This window comes from Methanobacterium sp. BRmetb2 (genome assembly GCA_003491285.1).
Classification (GTDB): domain Archaea; phylum Methanobacteriota; class Methanobacteria; order Methanobacteriales; family Methanobacteriaceae; genus UBA117.
Window position 1 is genome coordinate 212,862 of record CP022705.1, and the last position, 14,165, is coordinate 227,026.

10 protein-coding genes are annotated in these 14,165 nt (G+C 35.4%); 5 read left to right on the plus strand and 5 right to left on the minus strand.

Annotated features, from left to right (window positions below; genetic code table 11):
• Positions 1 to 38: 38 nt before the first annotated feature.
• From CIT01_00970 to CIT01_00985, 4 genes are all read right to left on the minus strand, one after another.
• Complete coding sequence (locus tag CIT01_00970; protein ID AXV36873.1) at positions 39 to 1,187, minus strand: hypothetical protein; 1,149 nt, start codon at positions 1,185 to 1,187, stop codon at positions 39 to 41.
• A gap of 121 nt (positions 1,188 to 1,308) precedes the next feature.
• Positions 1,309 to 1,899 (minus strand): tetrahydromethanopterin S-methyltransferase subunit A, encoded by a 591-nt coding sequence (gene mtrA, locus CIT01_00975; GenBank protein AXV36874.1) that lies wholly within the window; start codon positions 1,897 to 1,899, stop codon positions 1,309 to 1,311.
• 162 nt (positions 1,900 to 2,061) lie between these two features.
• A complete protein-coding gene (locus CIT01_00980; GenBank protein AXV36875.1) occupies positions 2,062 to 2,709 on the minus strand; it encodes a hypothetical protein in 648 nt (215 codons plus the stop codon).
• Positions 2,710 to 3,022: 313 nt separating this feature from the next.
• The gene (locus CIT01_00985; GenBank protein ID AXV38680.1) at positions 3,023 to 7,564 is read right to left on the minus strand and encodes a cobalamin biosynthesis protein CobN; all 4,542 of its coding nucleotides are present in this window, start codon (positions 7,562 to 7,564) and stop codon (positions 3,023 to 3,025) included.
• Between the two features lie 737 nt (positions 7,565 to 8,301).
• Here CIT01_00985 and CIT01_00990 point away from each other — a divergent pair.
• Positions 8,302 to 9,654, plus strand: coding sequence for an MFS transporter (locus CIT01_00990; GenBank protein AXV36876.1), 1,353 nt, complete (start codon positions 8,302 to 8,304; stop codon positions 9,652 to 9,654).
• Positions 9,655 to 9,740: 86 nt separating this feature from the next.
• Here CIT01_00990 and CIT01_00995 read toward each other — a convergent pair whose 3' ends face one another.
• Complete coding sequence (locus tag CIT01_00995) at positions 9,741 to 10,454, minus strand: pyruvate-formate lyase-activating enzyme (GenBank protein ID AXV36877.1); 714 nt, start codon at positions 10,452 to 10,454, stop codon at positions 9,741 to 9,743.
• 182 nt (positions 10,455 to 10,636) lie between these two features.
• Between CIT01_00995 and CIT01_01000 the strand changes: the two genes are divergently transcribed.
• From CIT01_01000 to feoB, 4 genes are all read left to right on the plus strand, one after another.
• Complete coding sequence (locus CIT01_01000; GenBank protein ID AXV36878.1) at positions 10,637 to 11,044, plus strand: nickel-responsive transcriptional regulator NikR; 408 nt, start codon at positions 10,637 to 10,639, stop codon at positions 11,042 to 11,044.
• Positions 11,045 to 11,436: 392 nt separating this feature from the next.
• Positions 11,437 to 11,667, plus strand: coding sequence for a ferrous iron transport protein A (locus tag CIT01_01005; protein ID AXV36879.1), 231 nt, complete (start codon positions 11,437 to 11,439; stop codon positions 11,665 to 11,667).
• Positions 11,664 to 11,897 carry a hypothetical protein gene (locus CIT01_01010; protein AXV36880.1) on the plus strand — a complete coding sequence of 78 codons (234 nt, stop codon included), beginning with the start codon at positions 11,664 to 11,666 and terminating at the stop codon, positions 11,895 to 11,897. Before CIT01_01005 ends, CIT01_01010 begins: the two co-directional genes overlap by 4 nt.
• The gene (gene feoB, locus CIT01_01015; protein AXV36881.1) at positions 11,890 to 13,986 is read left to right on the plus strand and encodes a ferrous iron transport protein B; all 2,097 of its coding nucleotides are present in this window, start codon (positions 11,890 to 11,892) and stop codon (positions 13,984 to 13,986) included. The genes CIT01_01010 and feoB overlap by 8 nt, the downstream gene beginning before the upstream one ends.
• Positions 13,987 to 14,165 lie beyond the last annotated feature (179 nt).

The window sequence follows — 14,165 nt, forward strand, 5'->3', positions numbered from 1 at the left end:
AGTTGAGATCATAGATGAGCTGTATCACTAAAAAGTTATTAACTTTTCATTACGCACCATGAGCTAATTCTAATCCAATTATCAAGGATAGAATCATTTTCAGTTAATAATTCATCATCAAATGAGAATTTTCCAATTTTAAGCATCTGAGGAAGTGTTTTCATGATCGAAATTGCTGTTTTTTTACCTGCCTGTTCTGGGATTAATTTCCATTCTATCTCGTCGATAATATGTAAAATAGAAGAAACCATAGCCACCACCAACGTATTTTTAGAAAAGTTATTGAGATTTCCTATAAATTCCTTTTTTTGTGTCCCCTGTTTCGGTGTTATAAAATTCCAATAAGTTTCTTCATTTATTCCAAAACGTTCCAATCTGGTAAGCATATCACGTTGTGAATCAGGTGTTAAATTAGTGTGTTTTGCAAGTGCTTCTTTAGTGGCTTCAATAACAGATTTTCCAATTAATTCCCCTAACTTAGAATGTTTACCTGCAATGGTTAAGACGTTTTTACTTTCCATATTAGAAATTATGGAAATCTTATCTGTTCCTGAACCCGTGGCTATGCCCTTAGAATATCTGCTAGGGGCCATAAGCTCTTGAAGAGCTACTGTTTTAGCCTCTACTGCAGTCATAATCGCTCTTAAAAGTGTACTTTCATGTAACTTAGCATTTATAATTAAAATGGTGTTAATAGTTCCTACTATAAACTTAAAATTACCATCCTTTTCATAATAGGATGCAGGATCTCCAGCACGACCCCCATTATTATAAACTCCTCCAGTCACTATTGCTGTTACTTCCAGGCCCCTGAAACTTTTATTGGATATAGCTACATTTTTCATAGACGCGGCAGTAATTAGTCCTGAAACTCTCCTATGATTCAATCCAAGTCTTTTTGCAGTGATCTTCATATATTCTAAAACACTGCGGCCTTCAAGACCATCTGGATTATTTTTTCCTGGTTTTTTCAATTGATGATTAAATATCGCATCCATATTTTCTTTATAACCACCATTTAGCCACGAGGTAGTTAATGAATTCCTTTCTTTCGGCAGTTTTACAACAATGGAATCTTCACAACAATAAACCTTTTCTCCCGTGCCTGTTTTGAAAATAAGTTTGAAATCATGAGATAAATCTTTAATTTTTTGATTAGAATTTGTTAAATCATATGAAGAGCTCAGTTAGAATCCTCCAATCTTAGTTTCATTTTTAATTAATGTATCCTATTCATATCCATATAATATGGAAATTACCCCTCAGGGGCATTATTTAACTGTTTGGATCTCAATATTATTGTGGAGGTTACGTATTTTCACTTTTTTTACGTTTTTTTATAAAAAGCAATGTAGTTTCTGGTTCTGATTTCAGATTTTTTTCTTCTTTATCTTCTTCCAACTCAATAACCATTGTCTCCTCTTCAAATGCTCCAGCATCTTTTTCAATGTATTCTTTAACAGTTGACTGAATTTGCTCTACATCTTCTACATCGATCATGTTAATTATTTCCATTTGTTGCTGGAATCTTTCTATAGCTTCCTCGGGCATGTTTTCAATGAAAGGTATAGCGCCTGTGGCCCCAACGATTCTACTTTTTTCGTCTACGCCATTTGCATGCAGTGCCTCTATACTTTGTCCTGTTATGTGCCCCTGTACTTCTGAACCACACAAAATAAGAAATCTAATGTTAGGGTTAGATATTAAATTACCTATCATCTTTTCGACTCCCAGGTTCTCAGTTTTAACTGGTCCAGCAATTGCCGCCCCCACATCAGTCAATATGGATTCAATATGTGATGCCAGAGTTGCACCAGCCACACAACTTTGAGGGTCACCTACAATGTAGTCTCCATTTATAACTGGCCATCCATCTGCTGGTTTTTTCTTTTCCACCAATTTAACACCTCAAATAAAATTTTATAAATTCTAATTACATTTACCCCAATGAGCAACTTTTTTTTAACTATCCATAAATTATAAGACTTTATCTAAATATCAAGTCCAGATTAATTACTTATCATAATTTTACTAATATACACACCTCCATAATCTAAATTATCATTTATCTAAACTTTTTTTCTTTGTAGCACTGTTTTGCCGTGTTGGAAAAACAAATTTATCTCTAGCTCGAGTAAATATACGTTTAAATATTCCATATAGGAGAACTAAGAGAATAAGATTAGTAATTCCATGTATTAAATCAAAAGGAGCACTTACAGCAAAAACACCCAAAACAGAATTTAAATTAACTGTACTGAGGAATGCTAACATGGAAATATCTGTAATCCATCCATAAAAGAAGCCCCATATAAATCCAAATGCTCCTCTTAAGTATATATTTTCAAGTCTAGAACTGAATATTCCTGCAGTTAATCCCATCAGCCCCCAACCGATCATTTGGAATACTGTCCAATATCCCAGACCTAAAAACATATCCATAACCAAGGCTGTGAGAACTCCAGTTATAAATCCAGTTTCTCTTCCGAAAATTATCCCAGTCATGATTATTATAAAAGAGGCAGCCTGTACTCCAGGTAGGGCAGCGGTAGGTATTGTTCCCATAACGCTAATTGCAACCAATATTGCAATAAGCACTAAATTCTCAACACGTGGTTTTGAACTCTCAAAAATTTTAAAAACACCAATTATAATCCCAATGATTAAAATAATAAACATTATCCAACTGATCAGTGTTAAAAAATCCAATTTTTCCACCTCACTTAATTAAATTTTACTTGAATTTTTTTAAAGTAAATTTTATTGGATATTTATGATTATCTTATATATAAATATTGTTCATTTTTAACTCATAATAATTGGAAGAGTTTAAAATAATTAAACATTAAAACGATTATTTACCATAATTAAACCTGAATAAAATGTTATTTACGCATTAACCGACTTAAAGAAATAATTAATCAAAAATTAAAATTAATAACATTATTAATTTGAAAAAATTAGTACTAATAATATTCAAAGGTGCATAATAAAATAAAAAAAGAAAAAAAGGAAAAAGATTTTATTTTTTAGCCATTCCCAGGAATTCTAAGATACTTCCTTTAAAGTATCCTGCACCAACTAAAACCAGAATAAGAATAACTCCAACCAATGCCCATATAGACATAGACTGAGCAGAACTTCCCTGACTTGTCTTTGATACTTCATGAGCTGTGCTATCACTGCTTTCACTGCTTCCAGTGTCGGAAACCTCTCCTACCTCTGATGTTACTTGAGCAGCATTAACTTCACCTGGTGAGACCGTTCCTGAGGTTTGTCCCTGATTTTGCCCAGATGTCCCGCTTTGTCCTGAATCTCCACTTGGTTTTGAATTTCCTTCTGGTGCAAGTGTAACAGATTTTCCAGTTGCACCTTGCAGAGTGTTGGCAAACTGTTGAAGCTGGTTCATGCTTAAAGACGATCCTGTTACTACAAACTGGTTAAAAGCCAAGTTCGCACATGTGTGGTGACAGCAACTTACTCCATATTGGTTAACACTTTCAATGTATTTGTCTTGTAAAGCTTGTAAAAGTTGTGAATCAGCTTGCCACATGTTTCTTCTTGCAGCTTCAATAGTCCATCCTAACATGCTCTGGGTTGCAAATGCTTGATAATCACTTGTAGAGCTGAATCGGGAGTCTAATAAATTTTCAGCCACCATTGTCCACATCTGGTCAGATACACTATTGGTAGTAGCATCCATTCCAAACAGATTCTCATACCTGGATGCATATTCCATCCACCCACTGGGAGTGTTTAAAAGTGAATCCATGTAGGTTGGGTTTAAAAGTTGGGATCTGATCTCAAGTTCCACTTCTTCTTGCACTGTTCTGGTAACCACGCTGTTTTTGTTCCTAATATCGGCCAATATAGCATCTGGATTTCCTCCTAAACTTCTGGATGCCAGTAACATTCCACCATACCAATCATAGTAATCATCAGTATCCAGTAATCTCCAGGTGCTGTCAATGGTTTGAGTTACCATATCCATACTTCCCAGAAGGTACTGGAATGTGTTCCTGTTTTGTTGAATACTGACACCGTCTTCTGTAGACCTCCATGCATAAGATACTCTGGATAGATAGAGATCAGCCAATTCATCGCTGGTATTCCATTTACTGGTGTTTGGCACCAGATCGGATACACCAGTTCCCTCCAAAACAAGCCCTCTTAGACCAAAAACACGATCCAAAGAGTCGTTTTCAGTGAGATGTTTTTTGACATAATTTTGATCATTGGTTTCTCCAGGTGCTCCAGCAGCCAGTTCCACTGCATTATTTAATAGGTTTATCCAGAGTTCATTACCTGTAACAATGGTGGTAAACACGTCAATTCGAGGTCTCTGCATTGTAACACCGTCAATGGTAATGGTTAAATCTTCCAGTGGAATCAGAGTTGATGTGCTCTGGACATCTCCGTTAGTATTCCACACAGGATGGACACCTAAAAGATACATGAATTCAGCTATGGATATAGCATCAGTTCGGAGTAATTCTGTACCCCACATGATCATTCCAATTGTTTCTGGGAATTTACCATGTTCCTTGTAGTAGTCCGTCAATAACTGATCTGCTACCTTTTTAGCAGTTTCCCATGCGGCCTGAGTAGGCATTTTTTCAGGATTAGATCCGTAAAAATTCATACCCGTGGGCAATACGTCAGCATAAGCTGGATCTGCTGCCAGACCACTGCTTACAAATCCTCCGTTAAGAGCATTTAACAAATTCGCCCATTCCTGGTTGTCCCGTATTTTATTTATAATCTCTTTACAGTACTCTAGATCATCCAATAAATCCGTGTCTGTAACGCCTAAACTGGCAGGATCTTCACCATTTGCAATAGCTTCTATGTAACTTTTGATCTGATTGTTTATGGTCTCAAGTTCATCTTCATACTGGGTTTCTTTCTGCATATCAAAGTAGCTGATTGTAATGGCCGGGTATAATATAGTTTTCATATGGTCTAAAATATTAGTCATAGAGGCAGATATAGTGAAAACTTCTTCTACAAGTTCATCACCAGTTAAAATCTTGCCCAAACTGTGTAAACCCAGTGGTATAATGTCATTTTCAATTTCGTGTAACTGTAAATGGATCTTTTCAAGCCATTCGTCGAAAGTTTGTTCTGTTTGCTGATCTTCAAGTCCGAGTTCGTTGGCTTTAGCTTTGATCTGTGATTCTAACGCAGGTAGAATCTGGTCGTTACCAACATTCACTGCGTTTTCGTACTGGTGTATCAGGTCATGAATAACCACTAAATCGCCGTATAAACCAGATCTGATCATTGCCGGAGTCATGTGGTCAATTATTAGTGCACCGGCTCTGTCCTTAGCTACTAAACCTTCTCCTGGATTAGAAACAATGTAAGGATTGATGTTGGGTATGTTAGAGAGCTGGAAAGGCCAGTCATCTTCCTGCAATCCCACATTTCGTCCAGGTAGCCATTCTAAGGTTCCGTGTGTTCCCATGTGAATCATGGCATTGGCATCGAAAACTTTCTCCAACCAATTATAAAATGCTATATACTGATGGTGGGGTGCTAAATAAGGGTCATGATAATTTTCCACTTCTTCCCAGCCTCTGCTTGGTTGAACCGTTATAAAAATGTTACCTAACATTATGCCGGGAATAACTAAAAATCCATTGTAGGCCATTATATCCCCAATAGCCTGACCCCATTTATCTATCACCTGCTCTTGGAGTGCTTCTGGTAATTGACTGAACCATTCGCTGTAAGTTGATGCATCGACTAATTGTCCGTTGATCTCTAAACTAGTTTGATTGTTTTGTACATATTGATTTAGAAGATTTTGTGCCCAGCTTCCTTTATTACCAAACTCTGCAACAAGGGTGTAAAGTTGTTCTGGGCTGGGTATTTCTTCAACTCCCACATCATAACCTTCATCTTGTAATTTTTCCAGAAGATCATGAACACTCTGGAAAACATCCAGATATGATGCTCCCATTTCAGCTTTTCCTGGTGGATAATTATAGAGTATTATGGCTATTTTCTTTTCAGAATTGGATAATTCCTTGAGTTCAGCCCATTGAGTTGTTAAATTAACCATTTTCTTTATTCCAGGATCTATAACATGTTCAGTATCATTTTGGTCACTGTAAGATATGACCACTGGACTGAACACTCCCTCAAAGCTGGGAAAAGTCACAGCAAAAGTCCATTCATATTGGGCACCTAAAGGATTGGTTAAACTTGCCTCGTCATATAGTTGAACTGCTTTAATGGCCTTGATGTTCATTCTTTCCAGTTCACTTAATGCTCCGTCACCTTCAAAAAGGTTGGCATAGTTCATAGACCAGACATACAATGAAGTAACTGCAGATACTCCTCTATCTAATGGTCCGTTACCATCTTTTCCAAGTACCAGTTCTTCTAATAAACTGCTTATAGGTGGGCTGGTACTTCCCTGAAACAGGTTTACCACTGCCCTGCCCTGATTTTCGTATTCAGTTATCAAAGCATCTATGGCTGGTGCAAATACTCCTCCTGGAGTGTAACTGGTAATTACTATGAATGGGCTGGTGATATCTGGTTTGTGAGTATTATACCATGTTTCGAACTGTTCATACAAGCTATCATGAGATGTAGCTGCCCATGTGCTGTAATCTTCCTCCATCCATTTGAGATTGTAGTAGGGTTCTATGTATCCAGGGTTTTCTTCAATCCAGTTTTTGATCTGTTCCTGTGTGGGAACTGCAGATAGGATTCCCATCTCTGTGTGGTATAATCCCCAGTCAGGTGTAACCATTACCGGACTTTTACCATTTTGAGTAGGATCTATGGTTGTTTCCCCCAAAAGGAAGTATATATATTCCAGCATGTACTGAAGATTGGTTTGCAATGCTAAACCTGTGGCCAGTGTATAATATGAACCTACGTATGTGTTTTCCACAGTATCTGCTGTGTCATTAATATCATGACCTCCTAAAAGGTGTAAACCATCTCCACCCCACGGGTCAGTGTCTGTATCACATGATGGGTATCCAAAACCGTTTGAAATCATGTAATTAGCATTTGCTGGACTTTGGAGTAATTCATCATACCATGAATCTCCCCACGTGGTTCCAGGCATGGCCATATCCATGAAAGCAAAGTTTACATACTGCATTATCCAATCATTGGTTGGCGAGGAGTTAGGATCCCACATGTCCAAATATATTAGCCTACGATTATTTAGATCTTTGATTCCAGTTCCTTTTTCAGGTACGGAAGCTATAATCGCAATATCTGGCATGAAAGTATGGTTTAAGTTGGCTTCTGGTATAGGTGCACCCACTGGTGTTACATTGGTTACCTGTGTCTTGTAAGTTGAATAAGCAATTTCAACTTTGAACTCAGTTAATGCAGATACGAAATAGATGTCATATTCTCCATTTTCATCAGTGGTTCCAGTGGCAATTACTGAATCGTCATTTGGATCTTTTATGGTAATAGTTGCTCCACTAACTGGAATAGCGTTTGCCAGATCTGTATAATTCCCAGTGTTTTCATCGTAAATTTCTTTTATCAACCCATAAATCCGGGGATCAGGTTCATCTACCTGAATTTCTGTATCTTCTTCAGAGCCCGTTTCTGAATCATTTACAGGTATTTGGCCAGTATCAACACCCCCCTGTGAATCTTCAGCTGTTACGGCCCCACATAGCGCTAATGCGAAAACAAATGTAATCACTAGTAAAGTTACTTGTTTTCTCAATTTTTCACCTCCTTCAATTTTTAAGTACACTTTAAAACTATAAAATATACTTGAATAATAATAAAGTAAATATGAATTATAAAACTTACTATTTTTTCATGTTTACTTTATAAAAATTAAAGTAAAATTTAAATAATATATTAACAAATTAATCTATGTGGATCATAAAAAAAAGCCTAATCAACAAATGATCCATCTACCTCCTTAAACTTTTTTTATCTTTTTAATTAATAGTATTACCTTAAAGAATGTTTTAATAACATCAAAATGTTTAAAAAGAATGAAATTATTATTTTTATGTTTTAAATCTTTCAATTTGATGTATGAATCCAACGATCTACATGATAATGAGATCGCAATTACTAAACAATTATTAAAAATTAAATATGAGATTTTACATTTTTTATAAAAATAGCAAGATCTTTTTAAGAGACTCTAAAAAGCCCACTCTGAGATAATACTAAAATGAAGTCTAGTATTTAAAAAGTAATACTAATGTACAGATAAGTATTTATAAGGCATGTATTAAATTGTAATAATGTAAAACAATCTCAGAACAATAATATATTTGTAAATGGGGGAAATATATGTTAAATAGTCTTAGAACAAGAATACTTGCTGTTATTTTTGCAGGTGCTATACTGATAGCCATAGATGGTTCAACAATCAGTCCTATTTTAGAATCAATACAAACATCTTTTGGAGTTAATGAGAGCATAATCACTTGGATATTTAATATAGAAATACTATTTTTATTGCTGGGAACTCCTGTTATGGCTAAACTATCAGATCGATATGGTAGAAAAAATATTTACGTTTTGAATGCATTTTTATTCTTATTGGGAACATTAATTGTAGTATTTTCACAGTCATTTGAAATGTTGTTAATAGGAAGATCTTTACAAGGCATAGGTGCAGTTTTATCTGTATTGGCCATTACTATCATAGGAGACTACTTTGATGAAACTCGTGGTACCATATTAGGTGCCTTCGGAGTGATAATAGCCTTAGTATATGCCCTGGGACCTGCTATATCTGGTTTCCTGGTGAATTATGGATGGCACTTGATATTCGCAATAAACGTACCAGTAGCAGCTATAGTAGTCATTTTAGGATATACACTTCTTCCGGCAGGTGAAATAAGTGAAAAATACGGTAGTTTTGATTGGAAAGGTATGGTCTTCCTAGGTATAGCCATTGCATCGCTAGCCTACTTCATATTTAATATGAGTGGATCTTCATCAGCAATGCTTCAATATTCCCTGCTAGCTATTTTTATCCTGGCACTTATAGTGTTCTGGTGGATTGAACGAAAAGCACTGGAACCAATTATCCCCATTAATCTTCTAAAAAAAAGGGACACATTAATAGCCAGTATTGTCACCTTAGTTGGTTATTTAGCTATGGCCGGAACTTACTACTTCTCTACCTTCGCATCCATGGCTTATAGTCTCAGTTATTCCATGGCCGCCTACATGATTCTTCCAATGACTGTAGCATCTTTAATAACCACTCCCATTGTAGGTAAGCTCCTGGATAAAATAGGAGCAAAACCAATCATGGTGGTTGGTGGGGCTATTACTGCCATTGGAATGGTAATCCTGAGTTTTGCATCCAACATTTATGTATTTGGATTATCATTAGTACTGGTGGGTATCGGAAATGCATCCATCGTAGGTAACGCATTATACTACATTTTTCTAGATGAAACAGGAAAATCAGAAAGAGCATCTGGCCAAGCCCTCCTGAACATCCTTATTAATACAGGATCACTTTTAGGAGGAGCGGTGCTGTCTTCAGCCTTAGATTTCAGTGCTTCCGGAGTTAGTTCTTTTCGAAATGTTTACATCTATTTGGCAGTAGTTTATGTTATACTAACACTGCTTTCTGTGGGACTACAAGGTAGATCTTCAAAGGGTAAAAAAGCAGTTCTAGAATAAAAATTCAAAACAGATTTCATATTCTAGAATGAATAATCAAATTAAAAACATCCTATTTTTTCTGTTTTTTATTATTCATATTATTATTAGGCCACGGTTACCTTTTGATAGTGGGGATTCTCATTTACCATTTTCAGATAATCGTCAAATGAATGGAACCATGATACTTCAACAAAATCCAGGTACTCCTCTGCAATATTTTTTGCCTTACTTATTTCATTCCAACTTGGGGCTCGCCACGGTGCACCAGGAACCGGAATGTAACCAGTAATATGGTAAGGAATCTTAGGATCGATTTGGGCAATGAATTTAACTATTTTCTCAATCTCATCGTGCTCAACAAGGTTAGGGATGTACACAGTACTGGCATCAACCTTGATACCCATTTTGTAAGCCTCTTTGAAATTTTCAAGTACTGGCTTGTTGGACTTTCCAGTGTGTTTAATATAAAAATCATCAGATAAACTTTTTATACTCACAGAAATTGCATCAATGTATTCATTAGGAATAACATAACCATTTGAATGTCCTATCTTAGTATAAAGACCAAGTTCTTTTTTAGCAAATTCAGCAACTTCATTTAAAAGAGGATATGTGCTTAATTCTCCTCCTACAAAGTGTACACGTTCAATATCAAGTTTACTTAGAATTTTTTTGATTTTATCTAGTTTAAGGAATTTATCTGGTTTTGATCTTTTTTGTAATTTATATGAACACCAGGAACAGTTGAAATTACAGCCGTAGTTATGAATATTTGCACGTTTAAATTGTTTTGAATAACTTATTTTATAAATTACCATTCAATCACCCCTAACAGGTTAATCCAGTAATAAGTAGATTTTTTTCAAGAATATGAATATTATAATTTAATTTCAGTAGCACGTATTAAAGGATCGTGCTACCTATATGATTGGGAGTATAAAAGTTTTTCCATAGCAACATTTTTTAAGTTGGTAACACCATGAAAATATGGAGGAAAAAAATGACAGTAGAAAGAGTAGGAGTGTCATTCGAGCCGGAATTACTGGAAAAATTTGATGCACTCATAAAAAACAAGGGATACACCAACAGATCAGAAGCCATCCGCGATCTGATACGAAAATCTATTATTGAATCACACATTGAAACTGACCAGGAAGATGTTATGGGAACACTGACTATAATTTACGATCATGATGTGGGCGATGTTACAAACCAGCTGCAACACTACCAACACTTCCATTTATCTGAAATCATAGCCACCACCCATGTACACGTAGAAAAACATACTTGTCTGGAAGTTCTGGTTGTCCGTGGGAAGGCTGGGAGTATTAGAAAATTAGCAGATCACATAAGGGCTATTAAAGGTGTAAAGCATGGAGAATTGGTCACAACAAAATCAACAATATAAAATTTATTACTAATAGAAATAACAATAGTTTTTCAAGTTTTTTTATGATTAGAAATTCAACAAACAAATCCCACTTTTTATCCATTAACAAGTAAATGTAGATGTATTCAGCATGTTCTCTAGTTTTTAAAGTTTCAGAGCAATTCCATTTAAAACCAGGAAACTAAATAAATAGTCTGTTATAAATAAGTCTTTAATTTTCTTTACTAATTTTTAGATAACTTGTAGATTTTTTACAAATTTTTCATATTTCATGAATAGTTTTTGGCGAAACCTTTATAAGGAATAAAAAAGTTAGGTATAACTAACAATGTTAGGTTAGCCTAACATGAAACATTATAGTTGAACCTAATTATTAGGTTTTAAACCAAAGGATGGAGGAACCCAAAAACATGATAGAAACGTTGAATAATCTAAAAAAAGGTGAAAGTGGACGAATCATTGCTTTCAAAGGTAAAGGTAATACAAGAAAACATTTGATGGAAATGGGTCTAATTAAGGGGTCTGAAATTAAAGTTGAAAGAGTAGCCCCTCTTGGGGATCCTATAGAAATCAGAGTTAAAGGATATTGCCTGTCTCTTCGAAAGGATGAAGCAAAAAAAATTGAGATCGAGATAATATGATACCTTTAGCTATGGCCAGTGAAAATGACGAATTGAAAATTATTGAAGTATGGCATGGAGGTAAATTCAAAAAGAAACTGTGTGAACTTGGAATATATAAAGATTCTCTTATAAAAGTAATTAAAAACGACATTCAAGGCCCTATAATAGTCGACGTAAAAGGTTCTCGTTTAATGATTGGACGAGGACAGGCACAAAAAATCATGGTTGAGAGGGAAATAAATGGATAAAATAAGAATTGGTCTGGCAGGAAACCCAAATGTTGGAAAAAGTACTCTGTTCAATAGGTTGACTGGTATGCGACAACACGTAGGTAATTGGCCAGGTAAAACTGTAGAAAAAAAGGAAGGAACATTCCAATATGACAATTATGAAATAGAAGTAGTAGATCTTCCAGGAAATTACAGCCTAACTGCTTATTCCGCTGAAGAACTGGTTTCCAGAGATTATATCATAAATGAAAAACCAGATATAATTGTTAATATTGTTGATGCTGCTAATCTTGAAAGAAATTTATATTTAACTGTTCAGATGATGGAGTTAGGTGCAAATATTGTTCTTGCACTAAATATGAATAAATTTGCTGATGAAAAAGGTTACAAAATTGACCAAAAAGCACTTTCACAATTATTAGGAATACCTGTGGTTAAAATTGAGGCTATTGATGAAACTGGTGAAGAAGATCTTCTCAAATCCATATTAAAAGCTTACGAATCTCCAAAAAATGTAATTGATCGAATAGAATATGGTAACGAAATTTCAGATCATATCACTGAATTAATTGATGAAATTGATACACATTTAAAAATGGAAAATCGTGTTCCTTCTAGTTGGGTGGCTCTCAAGCTTCTTGAAAATGACGAGGAAATTATAAATCAAGTTAAAACGTTTGATGAAAGTAAAAAAATATTATCAAAAGCAAAACAAATTGACAAGCATTTAGAAGGAGTTTTCGGTGAAGATGCTGACTCAATAATCGCTGATGCTAGGTACGGTTTCATAGCCGGCCTAGTTAAGGAATCAGTTGAAAAACCGAAGATAGATAAAATTACCAGATCAGATTTAATAGATCGGATTGTAACTAATAAATATCTGGGAATACCAATATTCTTGTTAATAATGTGGCTCACTTTTCAAATAACATTTGCTGTAGGTGATCCTTTAGGGGGTTATATTGAAGAGGGGTTTGCTTGGCTTGGTGAAACTGTAGCAGCACATTTAGGTGAAGGATTCTTAACTTCATTCATAGTTGATGGTATAATTGGTGGTGTTGGTGGTGTACTGGTCTTTGTACCCATAATCTTCCTGATGTTCTTAATACTTAGTATACTGGAAGATAGTGGTTATTTGGCTAGAGCCGCATTTGTAATGGATCGATTTATGCACAAACTTGTTGGTTTACATGGAAAATCATTTATACCCATGATACTAGGTTTTGGATGTGCTGTACCTGGAATAATGGCTACAAGAACACTGGAAAATGAAAGAGATAGATTTTTAACCATGTTAATTGTTCCTTTCATGTCCTGCAGTGCCAGGCTACCAGTTTATGCCCTAATTGTAGCAGCATTTTTCGTAGCATATCAGGGATGGGTTATATTTTCACTCTATGTGTTAGGAATAATTGTAGCAATAATAATGGCAGCCATATTTAAGAAAACAATATTTAAAGGAATGTCAGCACCATTCGTTATGGAACTTCCTCCTTATCGATTACCCACATTGAAAGGTGCTCTTATCCACATGTGGGAAAGAGGAGTACTCTTCCTGAGGAAGGCCGGTACCATCATTTTGGCAGTGTCCATCATCATATGGGTTTTGAGTAGTCTACCTATTGGCGTGGAATATGCTTCACAAGAAAGTGTGACCGGACAAATAGGGACTGCTTTGTCTCCAGTATTTGAACCTCTTGGATTTGGAGAATGGCAAGCAACAGTTGCCATAATATATGGATTCCTGGCTAAGGAGGTGGTGGTAAGTACATTCGGTATCCTCTATGGTATTGGAGAGGAGAGTTCTGATGAATCGGCATCGAGTGAAGAAGCACCTGCCGAGGAAACATCTGCCGAAGAAGAAACAGCTCCAGAAGAAGATCCTGGATTTATTGCAGCAATACAGGAATTGTTTACTCCTCTATCTGCTTATGCCTTCATGGTATTTGTACTACTGTACATCCCTTGTTTGGCTACACTAGCTGTAATAAAAAGAGAAACCAACTCCTGGAAATGGCCAACATTTGCTGCAGGGTATACCTTTGTGGTAGCATATGTGGTTTCATTAATAGTTTATCAAGGAGGCCTGCTCTTGGGATTCGGATAAATAAAAAAATAAAAAAAATAGTTTTTTAAAGTTTCAACTTTAAAAAACTTAAATATTTTTAGGGAGGTGATAAAATGAGTGGTAAAAGTAGTATAAAAGGTAAAAAAAATTCAAAAGCAGAGGATTATCTGATTTATTCTTTTAAAGAAAAATTAAGTAATAAAAATGAAAACAAGATT

Coding starts and splice junctions, on each gene's coding strand:
- CIT01_00990 (AXV36876.1), top strand. CDS start 8,302: ATGTTAAATAGTCTTAGAACAAGAATACTTGCTGTTATTTTTGCAGGT.
- CIT01_00995 (AXV36877.1), bottom strand. CDS start 10,454: ATGGTAATTTATAAAATAAGTTATTCAAAACAATTTAAACGTGCAAAT.
- CIT01_01000 (AXV36878.1), top strand. CDS start 10,637: ATGACAGTAGAAAGAGTAGGAGTGTCATTCGAGCCGGAATTACTGGAA.
- CIT01_01005 (AXV36879.1), top strand. CDS start 11,437: ATGATAGAAACGTTGAATAATCTAAAAAAAGGTGAAAGTGGACGAATC.
- CIT01_01010 (AXV36880.1), top strand. CDS start 11,664: ATGATACCTTTAGCTATGGCCAGTGAAAATGACGAATTGAAAATTATT.
- feoB (AXV36881.1), top strand. CDS start 11,890: ATGGATAAAATAAGAATTGGTCTGGCAGGAAACCCAAATGTTGGAAAA.